Here is a 16,353-nt window from a genome sequence, read left to right as displayed (position 1 = left end):
AAAGAAGAGATCGGGAGTTGGTAGGTTATGAAGTGGTCTGAATTTGCAATCCACACAACAAATGAAGCGGTTGAACCTGTTTCAAATATCCTTCATGAGGCAGGTGCAAGCGGTGTTGTCATTGAGGATCCTCTTGAATTAGTCAAAGAACGTGAAAATGTCTTTGGCGAAATCTACCACCTGAACCCAGATGATTATCCGGACGAAGGTGTTTTGATCAAGGCGTACTTGCCGGTTAATAGCTTTCTTGGTGAAACGGTTGATGCTATTAAGGAATCCATCAATAATCTCCTGCAATTTGAAATAGACCTAGGGAAGAACCTTGTTTCAATCAGTGAAGTGAATGAGGAAGAATGGGCAACTGCCTGGAAGAAATATTATAATCCAGTCAAGATATCCGAGCGATTCACCATTGTCCCTACTTGGGAAGACTATACGCCAGTAAGCAGTGATGAATTGATCATAGAACTGGATCCGGGCATGGCATTCGGGACGGGTACCCACCCGACAACCGTCATGTGTATCCAAGCCCTCGAACGTACTGTTGTACCGGGTGATCTTGTGGTTGATGTTGGAACGGGTTCTGGAGTCTTGAGCATAGCGTCCGCATTGTTGGATGCAAAACGAGTTCAGGCACTTGATTTGGATGAAGTGGCTGTTCGGTCGGCCATTCAAAATGTTGAACTGAACAATGTTCAGGAAAAGGTCTCTGTTTCGCAAGGTAACTTATTGGATGGAGTAGATGAACGGGCGGATGTCGTAGTAGCCAATATTTTGGCCGAAGTGATTATGCGCTTTACGGACGATGTTGCGAAAATCGTGAAACCTGGTGGGCATTTCATTGCCTCTGGAATCATTCAACCTAAAAAACAAGATGTGAAGGAAGCGATTCAAGCTTCCGGATTCATAATTGTGGAAACCATCCAGATGGAAGATTGGGTTGCGTTCATTGCTAAAAGAAATGATTGAATGATGAGTTACTCTGATTATCTTATCCACAGGTAATCAGAGTACCTTTTTTTACGCTCAAACCTTGGCAAGGCACAAAGCATTCAAGGGAAGATGCCTTTGACTGCTAGCCTGTGAGTTTTTCTAGACTAGACGGAGTAGGTGGCACTGTGCAACGATATTTTCTTAATGAAATGGACTTTCAGGGACAAACCGTGACCATTACAGGTGATGATTTTCACCATATTGCCAGAGTCATGAGAATGGAACCTGGAGAGCGAATCATAACTGTAAAGGGCAGTGGCATGGCTGCAGTCACGGAAATCTCGGAAATTACGAATGATACAGTTATAGGAAACATTTTAGAATGGAAGAATGAAGAAAAAGAACTTCCCGTCCAGGTGACGATAGCGAGCGGTCTGCCTAAAGGGGATAAGCTGGAGTATATCGTTCAAAAGGGGACGGAATTGGGCGCTTACAAGTTTATCCCTTTTATTGCGGCTCGTTCGGTGGTAAAATGGGACCACAAAAAGGTCGGCAAGAAACTAGAAAGACTCCAAAAGATTTCCAAGGAGGCGGCCGAGCAGTCCCACCGTACAGTTGTCCCTTCCGTGACCGAACCGATGTCAATCGCTCAACTAACGGAGCTTGCTTCTGAATACGATCATTCATTAATCGCATTTGAAGAAGAGGCAAAGCGCGGTGAAACATCCGTGCTAGCGTCGGTGTTGGAAAACATCAGGGCTGGACAGTCGATTCTTTTCGTTTTTGGGCCTGAAGGGGGCCTAGCGGAAAAAGAAATCGAGAAATTAACATCTTCCGGTTTTGTAGCATGTGGACTTGGACCTAGAATATTAAGAACTGAAACAGCACCTTTATATGCACTTTCCGCTGTTTCTTATCATGTAGAACTTTTGAGGTGATGAAAAATGGCAACGGTCGCTTTCCATACATTAGGCTGTAAAGTAAACCATTATGAAACAGAAGCTATTTGGCAATTATTTAAGACAGAAGGATATGACCGTGTTGAATTCGAAAACACATCGGATGTGTATGTCATCAATACGTGTACGGTAACGAATACGGGCGATAAGAAAAGCCGCCAGGTCATCCGTCGTGCTATCCGTAAAAACCCGAATGCCGTCATTGCAGTAACAGGATGTTACGCACAGACGTCGCCTGCTGAAATCATGGCAATCCCGGGCGTCGATATCGTGGTGGGCACACAGGACAGGGGAAAACTGTTAGCATACATCGAACAATTTAAGGTGGAACGCGAACCGATTAATGCAGTTGGAAACATTATGAAGAACCGTGTATACGAAGAATTGGATGTACCAGCTTTTACCGACAGAACCCGAGCTTCTTTAAAGATCCAGGAAGGTTGTAACAATTTCTGCACGTTCTGCATCATTCCATGGGCACGTGGTTTAATGCGTTCCCGTGATCCAAAGGAAGTTATCCATCAAGCTGAACAGCTTGTCGAAGCAGGGTATAAGGAACTTGTGTTGACTGGTATTCATACAGGTGGTTATGGTGACGACTTGAAGGATTATAATTTGGCCATGCTCTTGCGTGATTTGGAAAAGGTCGAGGGACTTAAACGGATCCGCATATCTTCCATTGAAGCGAGTCAAATAACGGATGAAATCATTGAAGTGCTTACGAAGTCCAAAAAAGTGGTTCGCCATTTGCATATTCCGATTCAATCAGGATCAGATACTGTGTTAAAACGGATGAGACGTAAATATACGATGGATTTCTTCGGAGACCGTATCGAAAAATTAAAAGTGGCGCTTCCTGGCCTTGCCGTTACATCTGATGTCATTGTAGGTTTCCCTGGAGAAACCGAAGAAGAATTCATGGAGACATATAATTTCATCAAGAAATATAAGTTCTCTGAATTACATGTATTCCCTTACTCGAAACGCACAGGGACACCAGCGGCACGCATGGATGATCAAGTGGATGAAGATGTGAAAAACGAACGTGTTCATCGCCTGATCTCTTTGTCCGATCAGCTGGCAAAAGAGTATGCTTCTCAATTCGAAGGAGAAGTACTGGAAGTGATTCCTGAAACACCATTGGAAAATGGGCTTTATGAGGGGTACTCCGATAATTATATGAAGGTTATTTTCCCGGCTACTGAAGAAATGGTTGGAGAAATCGTAAAAGTGAAAATTACACAATCCGGCTATCCACATAGTGAAGGACAGTTTGTTACGATTGTGAAAGATCTTCCATTACAACAAGCAGCTAATCTTTAAGACGGCGATTTATCGCTGTCTTTTTTTCTTCTTTTTAGAGTGATAACGGAACATAAGGGTATAGTTTATATATATCGTCATTTTGAAATTATTATGGTATCATGAGAGGTACGGACAACTAGTTTTTTTTATGAATATTAAGGAGGATTACTAAATGACACAAAATGTAGCAGGTTTAATCGATCACACTTTATTAAAAGCGGATGCAACGAAAGAACAAATAAAAGTTTTATGTGAAGAAGCAAGAGAATATAAATTCGCATCAGTATGCGTGAACCCAACTTGGGTGAAGTATGCTAGTGAGTTATTGGAAGGTTCAGAGGTAAAGGTTTGTACGGTTATAGGTTTCCCTCTAGGAGCGTCCACTCCTGAAACTAAAGCCTTCGAAACAAAAGATGCCATCAGCAACGGTGCGCATGAAGTTGATATGGTAATCAACATCGGTGCTTTGAAGGACAAGGATGATGAATTGGTTGAGCGGGACATTCGTGCCGTTGTCGCAGCAGCGACTGGTAAGGCCCTTTCAAAGGTCATTATTGAAACATCATTATTGTCAGAGGAAGAAAAAGTGCGTGCTTGCGAAATAGCTGTTAAAGCGGGAACTGATTTTGTTAAAACTTCAACAGGATTCTCAACAGGTGGTGCTACGGTTGAAGATGTAGCGCTTATGAGAAAAACGGTTGGACCGAATATCGGCGTTAAAGCTTCAGGTGGGGTTCGTAACACGGGCGATGCTGAGAAGATCATTGAAGCAGGAGCATCTAGAATTGGTGCAAGTGCTGGTGTATCCATTGTAAAAGGCTTAACAGCTGATTCTGATTATTAATTTTCATGGTCGCATTCTTAGGAATGCGGCTTATTTTTTTGAGGACGATGCAGCAATAAAATGAAGTTGGAAAATTGGCTTGCGAAAGGTAAAACGATCAAAGAAGTCGTAATATTAAAAATGACACTAGCATGTGCAAGCTGGGTCGCTTTATTTTCAGTGAAAAAGGCAGCCGTCCGTTCTAGAACGTCCACAAGAGGAAGGAAGGCAGCCACACCGATCACATTCAGCCATATATGTGCATATGCTGTAAAGGCAGCTTGTCTACCTGAACCGATGCTAGCCATATAGCCTGTGATACACGTACCGATATTAGAACCGAGCATCATGATGATGGAAGAAGAGACGGATAGCTCCCCGCTCATTAAAAAACTCATGGCGATTCCGATGGTCGCGGAGCTAGAGTGAATCAGCGCCGTTAACAGGATACCTGCCAACAAAGCATAACTAAGATGGCTTTCTATGCCACTGAGTACATGCTGAACCGATGGATAGGCAGCGATGGGCTTGGAGAGCATCTTAAAACCGCTCATCGCCGCGAAAATGGCAGAGATGCCTATAAGGGACATTCCGGCGCTTTTTAATGCGATTTTGGGCATAAAGCAAAGAGCGGCACCGCATAAGACTCCTGGAATGATCCAGCGGTCCAATGAAAAGGTCATGAATTCAGCTGTAAAGGTCGAACCGATATTCGTTCCTAAAATGATGCCAATCGTCTGTGGAAAGGATAAACTGCCGGCGGAGACGAGACCCACGGTCATGACCATGACCGCCGAACTGCTCTGAAGGATGCCTGTGAAAATCGTACCTGCAAAAAAACCTTTCCAGGGTTTATCGGTCACCTTAGATAGAAAGGATTTTAATTTAGCGCCGGACAGGTTGAATAAGCCGATGCGTAAAACGGCCATACCCACTAAAAATAAAGTGATGAATAAAAGGAATAAAAGTAACTCGTACATGACCAACACCTCTTGAACAGTCTATGGCCCATAGGGGATAGACATGCTATAAAAAGCTTCAAAGTTGCAATTAGAAAAAAATATGGTAACAACATGATAATATTTGAAATAAGTTTCGTTTTATTGGTTGACCTGTCAAAGATGATATATTATAATTGTTTAGTACATGTATAACATGTTGACAACTTGAGTTAGTGTGTTGTTTTCGGAGGGAGGGAAAGAGATGTCTAAAACCGTCGTTCGTAAAAACGAATCGCTTGAAGATGCTCTTCGTCGTTTCAAACGTACTGTATCTAAAGCAGGATCGCTTCAGGAAGCTAGGAAGCGTGAATTTTATGAAAAGCCAAGCGTAAAACGTAAGAAAAAGTCTGAAGCTGCAAGAAAACGTAAATTCTAAGAGAGGGTGGAAAGATGAGTCTTCTCGAGCGTTTAAATAATGATATGAAACAAGCGATGAAGAACAAGGAAAAGGACAAACTATCTGTTATTCGTATGTTGAAAGCTTCGCTTCAAAACGAAGCTCTAAAACAGAGACAAGATTTAACAGATGATGAAGAATTGACAGTGCTCTCTCGCGAATTAAAACAACGCAAAGACTCCCTCCAGGAGTTTGAAAACGCAGGTCGTTCCGATCTCGTGGATAAAGTCCGCACCGAATTGGGATACGTAGAGGCATATATGCCTGAGCAACTATCAGAAGAAGAGATTTCTGAGATTGTTAAATCAACAATTGAGGAAGTCAATGCAACATCCAAAGCAGATATGGGGAGAGTTATGGGAGCTTTAATGCCTAAAGTTAAAGGTAAAGCAGATGGTTCTCTAGTAAACAAGTTAGTACAACAACATCTATCTTAAACTCGAAACCTAACCGCAGGCATTAGCCTGTGGTTTTTGTGTGTTTACGTGATTATTTCGCCTCTTTTAGACGTATAGTAACTAGTGAAAGGGCAGCCGACTGGTTTTATATAAATTAATTGCTTTTTAAATGAAACCTTTTTCATATACATACGTATTAACTAAGTAAGTGACGATAATAAGTGGATTCGATTAGCAAGGGTGAAATATGCCTTTTAGGTAATGGAAAGACCGGCTTACAGGCGCTTAATACGGGAAAGGAGGCGTTCCATTGAAAATATGGCGTGGTCTATCTGTTCTCTTATTCGGATTGCTGCTTTTGGTGTCTTTCTTGGTGCCCGGTGCTTCTGCAAAGGAGATTGTTTACCAGGTTCCCATTCAAGAAACGGTGGAAAAGGGTTTGGCCGCCTTTTTGCAACGGGCACTATCGATTGCAGAAGAGAATAACGCAGATCTTGTAATTTTCGAGGTGAATACCCCAGGTGGTGCCGTAGATGCGGCAGGGGAGATAGCCAAGTTACTGTCTAATTCCTCAGTAAAAACAGTGGCTTACGTCAATAATCGTGCTTTATCTGCGGGTGCCTATATTTCGCTCAGTGCCGATGAAATTTATATGGTCCCCAGTGCTACAATGGGTTCAGCTGCGGTGATTGACTCTTCGGGAAATGCAGCGGGAAAAAAAGCGGAATCTTATTGGTTGGCTGCAATGAAAACGGCAGCCGAACAGAATGGACGCGATCCCATTTATGCACAAGCGATGGCTGATGAGGATATCGACCTTCCAAAATACGGAGCCGAAAAAGGAAAATTACTGACATTCACTGCTGATCAGGCAAAAAAGGCCGGCTACAGTGAAGGGACCGTTTCGGGGAAAGCTGAGTTATATAGTATACTCGGGGTGGAAGATGCGGATATTCGAACCATAGAGGAAAGCTTTCCAGAAAAGTTAGCTCGCTTTTTGACCAATCCTTTTGTGATTCCCATCTTATTGACGATAGCAGGCATCGGGATTGTGGTAGAGTTGTTTTCGCCTGGTTTTGGCATTCCTGGTTTTATTGGAATCACTGGCCTCGTATTGTTCTTTTATGGACATTTGGTCGCAGGCATCACGGGCTATGAGTCGTTAGCGCTATTCATCTTAGGAGTCATCCTTGTGCTCTTGGAGTTTTTCCTCCCTGGAGGAATTATCGGGGTGCTTGGCTTTAGTGCAATTATAGGCAGTTTATTTCTCGCTTCAGAAGATCCGGTCCATATGACCATTTCTTTGTTAATTGCGATTACCGCATCCATTTTGGTTTCTATCCTATTTGTAAAGGTGCTTGGTAAAAAAATGAACTTTTTTAGAAAAATGATATTAACCGATGCAACAAAAACAGAGCAAGGGTATGTCAGTTCTCCGAATCGCTTGGAATTATTAGGTGTTGAAGGTAAGGCAATGACAGACTTAAGGCCATCTGGAACGGCTTTAATTAATGATGAACGGGTCGATGTTGTGACAGAAGGAAGCTTTATTTCCAAAGGGACATCCATCAAAGTCGTGAAAGCTGAAGGGTCGAGAGTAGTCGTTCGGCAAATTCCGGAATCAAATCAATGAAAATAGGAAGGGTGAATGTTTAGGTGATAACTTCAGGAACAATATTTATCGTGTTGGCTGTAATTGCGGCCATCATCATCTTATCGGTATTTTTCACATTTGTACCAGTTATGTTATGGATCTCAGCTTTAGCGGCTGGAGTCAAAATCAGTATCTTTACATTAGTGGGAATGAGGCTTCGTCGTGTTATACCAAGCAGGGTAGTTAACCCGCTCATTAAAGCCCACAAAGCGGGAATCAATGTATCGACGAATCAATTGGAGAGCCATTACCTTGCAGGAGGGAATGTTGACCGTGTCGTCAATGCACTGATTGCAGCAGAACGTGCGAATATCGCATTGCCATTTGAAAGAGGGGCAGCCATCGATCTTGCAGGACGTGATGTACTGGAAGCGGTTCAAATGAGCGTTAACCCTAAAGTGATCGAAACGCCATTCATCTCCGGTGTAGCGATGAATGGGATTGAAGTGCAGGCAAAGGCAAGAATCACCGTTCGTGCCAATATCGAACGATTAGTCGGTGGTGCTGGGGAAGAAACGATCATCGCGCGTGTAGGTGAAGGGATTGTTTCGACAATCGGTGCTTCAAAAAAGCATACGGATGTCCTTGAAAACCCGGATTTAATTTCTAGAACCGTTTTATCGAAAGGTCTCGATTCAGGTACAGCATTTGAAATTCTATCGATTGATATCGCTGATGTGGATATCGGGAAGAATATCGGGGCTATCCTACAGACTGACCAGGCTGAAGCGGATAAGAAAATCGCCCAAGCAAAAGCGGAAGAACGTCGCGCGATGGCTGTTGCCTTGGAACAGGAAATGGTAGCCCGTGTCCAAGAAATGAGAGCGAAGGTTGTAGAATCCGAGGCAGAAGTGCCATTGGCTATGGCTGAAGCGTTGAAGAGCGGAAATCTAGGGGTAATGGATTACATGAATATCCAAAATATCACGGCGGATACGGATATGCGGGATTCCATCAGTAAGATATCGGATAACCCAAAGGACAAGGATAACAATTAATTCCCAGAAGGGAGGCCTTTAAATGGGAGATCTCATTCAATTCTTTCTCAGTAATCCATTCCTTCTGATTATCTTGATAGCTGTTGCAACATCCATGTTCGGCAGGAAAAAACAGCCGCAACCAAACAATCCAAACAACCCGCCGAAAAAGAAATGGCAGGAAATCATGCAGGAGCTTCAAGGCGAGATGCCACAAAAGGAACAACGGCAAACCCCTGTTCCGGCAACTGGCCAAAAAGCAGAGAAGCGTGTCGTACACTCTGCTGGGCCTGTGGATGAAACGAAAGCACAGGCTGAAAAAAGGATTGCTGAACTAAGAAGGCTGCAGCAGAAATATGAGCAAGAGCGTGTGGAACAAAAAGATAAGGCAGATCGAATTACTACAGCCATTTCTGACGATAGCAGTTCCGTCTATCATAAAGGTCCTTCCTTCACTAAGAAACAGTTGATTGATGGAATCATTATGTCTGAGGTGCTCGGACCTCCAAGGGCTAAGCGTAGTTTGCAAAGGTCAAGGAGATAATTCGGAAGAACTTGTATCCCGCGTTCATTCGTTCAACATGAAAAAATAGAAATTGAACCTTTATAATTTTGTGCTAGAACCCTCTTTCATCTCATACATTGAGATGAAAGGGGGTTCTTTTTTATGGCTCGCAATTGGGGAAAAAAAGTGAAACAGCTTATGACTAAAACAATGGACCTTCCGCAAGATGTCATGATGGACCTGCCGCGAATTACCATGATCGGACAATTACATATATATATTGAAAATCATCGTGGCTTGTTGGCCTTTACTGACAGTGAAGTGAGGTTAATGCTTAAAAATGGCCAGCTGCTAATAAAGGGAACTGGCTTTGTCATCAAGACCATCTTGCCGGAGGAAATCATGTTAGAGGGCAAAATTGACAAAGTATATTTTATCAATGAATGATCCCGGGAGGTTTCCATGAAAAACCAATGGACAAACTATTATACAGGCTATGTAAAAGTGAAGGCATATGGAAGAGGAACCGAAAGGCTAATCAATATGTTGACAAGGAGAGGGCTTCATATCTGGGATGTGAAGCGTGTAGGAAGTGAATCCCTGATTTTCCATATGGATTTCAGGGAAATTTCAAAATTGCGTCAGGTCCTGCGAAAAAGCGACTGTAAAGTGAAGTTCCTCCAAGGCAGGGGGTTTCCGTTTCTCATGAAGCGAGTGATGAAAAATAGTGGATTCTTGGCGGGTTTGATTGCTTTCCTTATTTGCATTTTTGTACTCTCCAATATGGTGTGGGGGATAGAAGTGAAAGGGGCAAAACCGGAAACGGAACATGCCATCCGTAAAGAATTGGACAAAATGGGCGTGAAAATTGGAAAGGTGCAATTTCTAGTGGACGATGTGGATACGATTCAGCGAAAGCTCTCTGATCGCATCGGTGCCCTAACCTGGGTTGGTGTGGAGCTTAAGGGGACAACCTACCATTTTCAGGTGGTGGAAAAACGGCAGCCGAAGGAAATAGAGAAAACCTCCTCACAAAATTTGGTTGCTTCAAAAAAGGCGGTCATCACCAATATGTTCATTGAAAAAGGACAACCTAAAGTGAATGTGCATGATTATGTAAGTAAAGGACAACTTCTTGTTTCAGGGTTAATTGGGAAAGAAGATAAACCAGAAATTGTCTCGGCACAGGGGAAAGTAATGGGGCAAACTTGGTACAAGGCGAATGTGGAAGTGCCTCTGAAAACCAATTTTTCCGTTTACAATGGTAATGAAACCAGTAAGCATTATATAAAAGTGAGCAGCTTATCTATACCTATATGGGGATTTAAGGATCCGGGCTATAAAAAGCAGGAAAAAGAATCGACTGATCGGCCGTTTCATTTTCTGCAATGGGAACTTCCCATTTCCTATAAAGTCGACACATTAAGGAGTAAAGACGATATCGTCCGGAGTTATACGAAGGAAGAAGCGATAAAGGAAGGTAAGAAGATGGCCCAGGCCGACTTACGGAAGCTTCTTGAAGAAGAAGACCAAATTATAGGGGAAAAAGTTTTGCACGAAAGCATGGAGAATGGTAAAGTGAAATTATCTATACATTACCAAGTTATTGAAGATATTGCTGTAGGACAACCAATCATTCAAGGAGACTAGCGAATGGCAGATGAAGTGAAGGTAATCAAGTTGGAAATTGAATCACCTAATGAAGCGGTCGCTTTATTGGGAAATGGAGATTCTAATGTAAAAGTGCTTGAAGACGAGCTGGGCATTTCGGTCATCACCCGCGGGGAAGGTATTAGCGTTGCCGGTGAATTAGAGCGGGTGACGATGGGACAGGATATCCTGAAGGCGCTGTTATCTGTGATCAGAAAAGGGATTACGATAAGTTCTAGGGATGTAATGTATGCTATAGAATTGGCTCGCAAGGGAACATTGGAATATTTCGGAGAATTATATGAAGAAGAAATTGCTAAAACGGCTAAAGGTAAATCGATTAAGGTCAAGACAATTGGCCAGCGATATTATATTCAGGCCATAAAGAAGCTCGATTTAGTATTCGGGATTGGTCCTGCTGGGACCGGGAAGACCTATCTAGCTGTTGTGATGGCAATCAATGCCTTGAAAAACGGACAGGTTAAACGAATTATCTTGACGAGACCTGCCGTAGAAGCCGGCGAAAGTTTGGGATTCCTTCCTGGGGACTTAAAAGAAAAGGTAGACCCGTATCTACGTCCGTTATATGACGCTCTTCATGACCTACTGGGGATGGAACAGACCCAAAGGATGATTGAACGCGGGACGATTGAAATCGCTCCCTTGGCCTATATGAGGGGACGTACGCTCGAGGATGCCTTTGTAATCTTGGATGAGGCACAGAATACTACCGAAGCCCAAATGAAGATGTTTTTAACGAGGCTCGGTTTTGGATCGAAAATGGTCATTACGGGAGATCGTACCCAAATCGACCTTCCAAAAGGGATGAAGTCAGGTTTGATTCGGGTTGAGGAGATTCTCAAGAATGTCAAAGGCCTTTCATTTGTGTATTTTGAACAGAGTGATGTAGTCAGGCATCCGCTCGTCGCCAAAATTATCAGCGCATATGAACAGGCAAAAGAATAGAGGGAATCCGCCAATGAAATGGCGGATTTTTTCATGGTGATTCGCTTGCCCATCATGAATGGAATGTGAAATTGTGGTGAAAAGCAAGGGTTTTATCATAACATGATGAAAAGTAGAGGGAAAACTGTTATCATTTTACATATCTAGCATATTAACCATCTTTTTTTAGGAGGACCTTCTTTGAACCGTATCCAAAAATTTTTCACCAAAATAAAAGGCCTGCTGGTCCATCGCTTTTTTCAAGTACTCTTGTTCGTCGTACTTGGTTTGTTTGCATATGGGTTAATGCTATCCAACGTTAAGCCTGAAAAGATCCAAGTGGAGCTTTTTAAGCCAGCGGAACAAACGATACGATCCACCAAGACTATAGAAGATACATATAAGACTACGAAAGAAAAAGAAGAAATTTCAAAACAGGTGGCGGATGTTTATACATTAAAAAAGGAATATGCCAAAAATAAAGTCGATTTGATCTCTTCAATTTTTGATTCTGCGATTGAAGTGAACAAAGAAACAGATCCTAATAAGGGCGGTAAAAAAGGAATTAAAAAGACGGATGGCCAAAAGGTTTCCATCTTGAAAGAAAAATTGACGGAGGAGGTCAATAAAGATATAGAAGAATCTGTTTTCATGGCATTGGTACAGGCGGATGAAGATGAACTGGAGATAGCGAGGGACTCTACGATAACCGCTGTAAATAATGTGATGAGTGAGCGGATCTCGGCCAGCGATGTTGAAAATGCAAAGAAAAAAGTGGTAGATGAACTGAGCTATATGAGTATAAATAGTGATATGAAGAAGGTCTCCATATCACTTGCCCGTTCGGCGATTATTCAAAATGTTTTTTTTGATAAAGATAAAACGGAGGAACAACGCCGAAAAGCAGTGGAAAGTGTGGAACCAGTCAGGATTCTCCAGGGGCAGATTATCGTCGAAGAAAATCAATTAGTGGACCGGGACGTGTACAGGCAGCTTGAATTGGCTGGGTTTTTAAGTACCGAGTCCACTATCTTTCCATATGTAGGGCTCCTGCTTTATATTTTTTTAACTTTTACGGCTTTTTATTACTTTTTTTACTATTCCATAACGAAACGGGATAATAAGTACAATCAGTTGTTGGTTTTCAGCCTTGTTTTCATTTTTGCAATGGCAACGATGAAAACAGTCAGCATATTCGCTGAACTGAAAGATTCGAATTTAGAATATATTTTCCCTGCTGCCATGGCAGCGATGCTTATTAAGATATTATTAAATGATAAATTGGCTGTTGCCATGACAATTTTATTAGGATCTTATGGTACGATAATATTTAATGGCGATACGCCAGGAAATCTTGACTTCTCTATGGGGCTTTATATTATTTTTAGCGGATTGATGGCCATCATAATATTATCGCGTTCCAATTTCAAATCAAGAGTACTGGTAGCGGGTCTCATGATGTCAGTGATCAATATCGCTTTCGTCTATTCGCTCATTTTCATTATGGATGGCCATTACACAAAAGTGGAGTATCTATATTATGCGGCAGCGGCTATAGGATCTGGGCTTGGTTCCGCTGTGTTGACAATGGGGCTGCTTCCATTTTTCGAGGCGGGGTTCGGGATTTTATCTTCAATGAAGTTGATCGAGCTTTCCAATCCCAATCACCCCCTATTACGAAAAATCTTGATTGAGGCACCTGGTACCTACCACCATAGTGTAATGGTTGCCAATTTGGCTGAATCTGCATGTGAAGCAATTGGCTCGAATGGGTTGCTTGCAAGAGTCGGATCTTATTACCACGATATAGGCAAGACAAAGCGGCCGCACTTTTTCATCGAGAACCAGTTAAATGAGGAAAATCCGCATGATAGGCTACAACCGGAAACGAGCAAGGACATTATCATTGCGCATGCCGTGGATGGCGGAGAAATGCTTCGCAGCCATAAGTTCCCGAAGGAAATTGTGGATATAGCGGAACAACATCATGGGACGACTTTATTGAAATTTTTCTATCATAAGGCATGTAAGGAAGATGAAGCGACACGCGAAGTCGACTACCGGTATCCGGGGCCTATGGCGAAAATGAAGGAAGTGGCCGTCATTGGAATTGCAGATAGTGTTGAGGCTGCAGTCAGGTCGATGAAGCATCCTACACCCGAGAAGATCGAGGAACTGGTAAGTTTCATAATCAGTGACCGGATTCAAGACGGTCAATTTGATGAATGTGACATTACTATGAGAGAATTAAGTATCGTAAAGCATTCGCTTTGTGAATCGCTGAATGGTATCTTCCACTCAAGGATCGAGTATCCTGACATGGATAAATTAGGACAGAAGGTGAAAAAATGATTTTAACAATGGATTTAATCGATGAAACGAACGAAGTGACGGAAAAAGGGCAGCAGCTTGTTGAAAGCATTTTGCAATTTGCCGCCAATAAAGAGAATATCGAAGAAGGTACGGAACTATCCGTCACTTTTGTCGACAACAAAAGGATTCAGGAGATTAATAAAGAATACCGTAATAAGGATTCGGCTACCGATGTCATTTCTTTTGCACTGGAAGAGATGGGGGAGGAAGAAGTCGAGATTATCGGGGCGGAAATGCCTCGTATGCTTGGTGATATCATCATTTCAATTGAACGCACAAAAGAGCAGGCCGAGGAGTATGGACACTCTTTTGACCGCGAACTTGGCTTTTTAGCCCTACATGGTTTTCTTCATTTGCTAGGCTATGACCATATGACTGAAGAAGATGAAAAAGTGATGTTTTCTAGACAAAAGGAGATATTGGGGGAATATGGGCTCTCGAGAGAAGGGTAAGCCAAGGTATCCACTCGTAAAAAGCTTTTCATTTGCTTGTCAAGGGATTTTGGAAGCGGTACGGACCGAGCGAAACATACAGATCCATTTCGTGGTGATGGCAGCCGTCGTGTTCTTTGGTTGGTATTTTTCATTGAACGGAATGGAATGGTTGTTTATTTTGACGGCAATTGCTGGTACGATTGCATTAGAACTAGTGAATTCGGCCATTGAACGGGTTGTTGATTTAGTGACAGACCAAATCCATCCTCTTGCCAAGCAGGCAAAAGATATTGCAGCCGGGGCTGTATTCATATATGCTATATTTTCTATAATAGTTGGATTGATTATTTTTTTGCCAAAGTTGGGTATGTAGGTTCTTTTATTCATCCAATGTAGAGGGGGAATTGTATAATGAATACGAATGAATTGATTGAAGAAGCTAAAAAAGCTAGAGAAAAGGCTTATGTCCCTTATTCAAAGTTTAAAGTGGGAGCTGCTTTATTGACTGCCGATGGTAAGGTATATCATGGCTGTAATATTGAAAATGCAGCATACAGCATGTGCAACTGCGCGGAAAGAACTGCATTATTCAGTGCCTATGCGCATAATGACAAGCAGTTTAGCAAACTTGCGGTCGTAGCGGACACGGACCGACCGGTATCCCCATGCGGAGCCTGCAGACAAGTCATTTCAGAACTATGTGAACCGGATATGATGGTTGTTTTAACCAACTTGAATGGTGATACTAAAGAATTAACAGTACAGGAATTGCTTCCAGGAGCTTTTTCACCGGAGGATTTAAATGAATAAATTAGTTAGCGATACACAGGTAAAAGGATATAAATCAGGATTTATATCCATCATCGGCCGTCCAAATGTCGGCAAGAGCACGTTTTTGAACCGTGTAATCGGTCAAAAAATCGCAATCATGAGCGACAAGCCTCAAACGACAAGAAATAAAGTTCAAGGTGTACTTACACAAAATGATTCACAAATGATCTTCATTGATACACCGGGCATTCATAAACCTAAGCATAAGCTTGGGGACTTTATGATGAAGGTTGCGACGAATACCTTGAAAGAGGTCGATCTGATTCTATTCATGATTAATGCTGAAGAGGGCTACGGTCGTGGAGATGAGTTTATCATTGAAAAGCTACAATCGGTTAAAACACCCGTTTTCCTTGTAGTCAATAAAATTGATACGATGCATCCTGATGACCTTCTGCCCATCATTGAAAAGTACCAAAAGCTGTATCCTTTTGCAGCAGTGGTGCCTATTTCAGCTCTTGAAGGTAATAATGTCGATACATTGCTCGCCCAAATCAAGGAACATCTTCCTGAAGGGCCGCAGTTTTACCCAGCCGATCAAGTAACGGATCATCCGGAGCGTTTCATCATTTCTGAATTGGTCCGCGAAAAGGTTCTGCACTTAACTCGTGAAGAGATTCCACATTCCGTGGCTGTTGTGATTGACTCAATCAAAAAAATGGATAACAGTGACACAATCAATGTTATGGCGACCATCATTGTCGAGAGGGATTCCCAAAAAGGAATTGTCATCGGTAAGCAAGGGAAAATGCTGAAAGAAGTCGGTAGCCGCGCGAGAGTCGACATTGAGAACCTATTGGGCTCTAAGGTTTTCCTTGAGCTATGGGTCAAAGTCCAGAAAGATTGGCGTAATAAAGCAAGTCAGCTTCGTGATTTTGGATTTGATGAGAAAGAATATTAATTAACAAATTTTACGCTTCATGAAAGTGTGAAAAACGGTCAAGCTAATCATTAAGGACGGATATTTATCTGATATTGCTAGTCATAATGAAGGGTGGGCTTTATATGTTGGATTTTACCTGGGAGTTATTTAGTGAGACAGGTAATGTGGACACCTATTTACTTTATAAGGAGATAGAAGTCGAAAGGCAGGAAAGACCATTAGTATCGAATGAAGAGCTAGCTGATATTGATTTTCCTGTTTCTTAAGGATTAGCTAAGGCGAGTA

General features: G+C 42.3%; 19 protein-coding genes. 18 read left to right on the top strand and 1 reads right to left on the bottom strand.

Annotation, left to right across the window (positions count from 1 at the left end):
* Positions 1 to 27 precede the first annotated feature (27 nt).
* From prmA to deoC, 4 genes are all read left to right on the top strand, one after another.
* A complete protein-coding gene (gene prmA / locus ACQKL0_RS05475) occupies positions 28 to 969 on the top strand; it encodes a 50S ribosomal protein L11 methyltransferase (protein ID WP_402869603.1) in 942 nt (313 codons plus the stop codon).
* A 149-nt stretch (positions 970 to 1,118) separates the two neighbouring features.
* Positions 1,119 to 1,871: a 16S rRNA (uracil(1498)-N(3))-methyltransferase gene (locus ACQKL0_RS05470; RefSeq protein ID WP_427686553.1), complete on the top strand. Its 753-nt coding sequence runs from the start codon at positions 1,119 to 1,121 to the stop codon at positions 1,869 to 1,871.
* Between the two features lie 6 nt (positions 1,872 to 1,877).
* Positions 1,878 to 3,215, top strand: coding sequence for a tRNA (N(6)-L-threonylcarbamoyladenosine(37)-C(2))-methylthiotransferase MtaB (mtaB, locus tag ACQKL0_RS05465; RefSeq protein WP_402958395.1), 1,338 nt, complete (start codon positions 1,878 to 1,880; stop codon positions 3,213 to 3,215).
* A gap of 154 nt (positions 3,216 to 3,369) precedes the next feature.
* On the top strand, positions 3,370 to 4,041 hold the full coding sequence (gene deoC, locus ACQKL0_RS05460; protein ID WP_403079295.1) for a deoxyribose-phosphate aldolase: 672 nt from the start codon (positions 3,370 to 3,372) through the stop codon (positions 4,039 to 4,041).
* A 17-nt stretch (positions 4,042 to 4,058) separates the two neighbouring features.
* Here deoC and ACQKL0_RS05455 read toward each other — a convergent pair whose 3' ends face one another.
* A complete protein-coding gene (locus tag ACQKL0_RS05455; protein ID WP_403079296.1) occupies positions 4,059 to 5,000 on the bottom strand; it encodes a Na/Pi symporter in 942 nt (313 codons plus the stop codon).
* A 223-nt stretch (positions 5,001 to 5,223) separates the two neighbouring features.
* Here ACQKL0_RS05455 and rpsU point away from each other — a divergent pair, with 223 nt between their 5' ends.
* From rpsU to ACQKL0_RS05385, 14 genes are all read left to right on the top strand, one after another.
* On the top strand, positions 5,224 to 5,397 hold the full coding sequence (gene rpsU / locus ACQKL0_RS05450) for a 30S ribosomal protein S21 (protein ID WP_028391853.1): 174 nt from the start codon (positions 5,224 to 5,226) through the stop codon (positions 5,395 to 5,397).
* A gap of 14 nt (positions 5,398 to 5,411) precedes the next feature.
* Positions 5,412 to 5,855 carry a GatB/YqeY domain-containing protein gene (locus ACQKL0_RS05445; protein ID WP_402869597.1) on the top strand — a complete coding sequence of 148 codons (444 nt, stop codon included), beginning with the start codon at positions 5,412 to 5,414 and terminating at the stop codon, positions 5,853 to 5,855.
* A gap of 271 nt (positions 5,856 to 6,126) precedes the next feature.
* The gene (locus tag ACQKL0_RS05440) at positions 6,127 to 7,449 is read left to right on the top strand and encodes an NfeD family protein (RefSeq protein WP_427686550.1); all 1,323 of its coding nucleotides are present in this window, start codon (positions 6,127 to 6,129) and stop codon (positions 7,447 to 7,449) included.
* 41 nt (positions 7,450 to 7,490) lie between these two features.
* Positions 7,491 to 8,468: a flotillin-like protein FloA gene (gene floA, locus ACQKL0_RS05435; protein ID WP_402958446.1), complete on the top strand. Its 978-nt coding sequence runs from the start codon at positions 7,491 to 7,493 to the stop codon at positions 8,466 to 8,468.
* Positions 8,469 to 8,490: 22 nt separating this feature from the next.
* Entirely contained in the window at positions 8,491 to 8,991 is a 501-nt protein-coding gene (locus tag ACQKL0_RS05430; RefSeq protein WP_427686548.1) for a hypothetical protein, read from the top strand.
* Positions 8,992 to 9,114: 123 nt separating this feature from the next.
* Positions 9,115 to 9,399: a sporulation protein YqfC gene (gene yqfC / locus ACQKL0_RS05425; RefSeq protein WP_402869591.1), complete on the top strand. Its 285-nt coding sequence runs from the start codon at positions 9,115 to 9,117 to the stop codon at positions 9,397 to 9,399.
* Positions 9,400 to 9,414: 15 nt separating this feature from the next.
* Complete coding sequence (yqfD, locus tag ACQKL0_RS05420) at positions 9,415 to 10,602, top strand: sporulation protein YqfD (protein ID WP_427686546.1); 1,188 nt, start codon at positions 9,415 to 9,417, stop codon at positions 10,600 to 10,602.
* A gap of 3 nt (positions 10,603 to 10,605) precedes the next feature.
* Positions 10,606 to 11,568 (top strand): PhoH family protein, encoded by a 963-nt coding sequence (locus tag ACQKL0_RS05415; protein ID WP_402869587.1) that lies wholly within the window; start codon positions 10,606 to 10,608, stop codon positions 11,566 to 11,568.
* A gap of 180 nt (positions 11,569 to 11,748) precedes the next feature.
* Positions 11,749 to 13,899, top strand: a complete 2,151-nt coding sequence (locus tag ACQKL0_RS05410) for an HD family phosphohydrolase (protein ID WP_402958407.1) — start codon at positions 11,749 to 11,751, stop codon at positions 13,897 to 13,899.
* On the top strand, positions 13,896 to 14,372 hold the full coding sequence (ybeY, locus tag ACQKL0_RS05405; protein ID WP_402958409.1) for an rRNA maturation RNase YbeY: 477 nt from the start codon (positions 13,896 to 13,898) through the stop codon (positions 14,370 to 14,372). The genes ACQKL0_RS05410 and ybeY overlap by 4 nt, the downstream gene beginning before the upstream one ends.
* On the top strand, positions 14,350 to 14,727 hold the full coding sequence (locus tag ACQKL0_RS05400; protein ID WP_402958411.1) for a diacylglycerol kinase family protein: 378 nt from the start codon (positions 14,350 to 14,352) through the stop codon (positions 14,725 to 14,727). The genes ybeY and ACQKL0_RS05400 overlap by 23 nt, the downstream gene beginning before the upstream one ends.
* A gap of 38 nt (positions 14,728 to 14,765) precedes the next feature.
* Positions 14,766 to 15,164: a cytidine deaminase gene (locus ACQKL0_RS05395; protein ID WP_402958413.1), complete on the top strand. Its 399-nt coding sequence runs from the start codon at positions 14,766 to 14,768 to the stop codon at positions 15,162 to 15,164.
* The gene (gene era, locus ACQKL0_RS05390) at positions 15,157 to 16,086 is read left to right on the top strand and encodes a GTPase Era (protein WP_402958415.1); all 930 of its coding nucleotides are present in this window, start codon (positions 15,157 to 15,159) and stop codon (positions 16,084 to 16,086) included. Before ACQKL0_RS05395 ends, era begins: the two co-directional genes overlap by 8 nt.
* A 104-nt stretch (positions 16,087 to 16,190) precedes the next feature.
* Complete coding sequence (locus ACQKL0_RS05385; protein ID WP_402869576.1) at positions 16,191 to 16,334, top strand: YqzL family protein; 144 nt, start codon at positions 16,191 to 16,193, stop codon at positions 16,332 to 16,334.
* Positions 16,335 to 16,353 lie beyond the last annotated feature (19 nt).

Source organism: Peribacillus sp. NPDC097264 (genome assembly GCF_050277925.1).
Classification (GTDB): Bacteria; Bacillota; Bacilli; order Bacillales; family DSM-1321; genus Peribacillus.
This window is presented reverse-complemented; position numbering and strand designations above follow the sequence as displayed.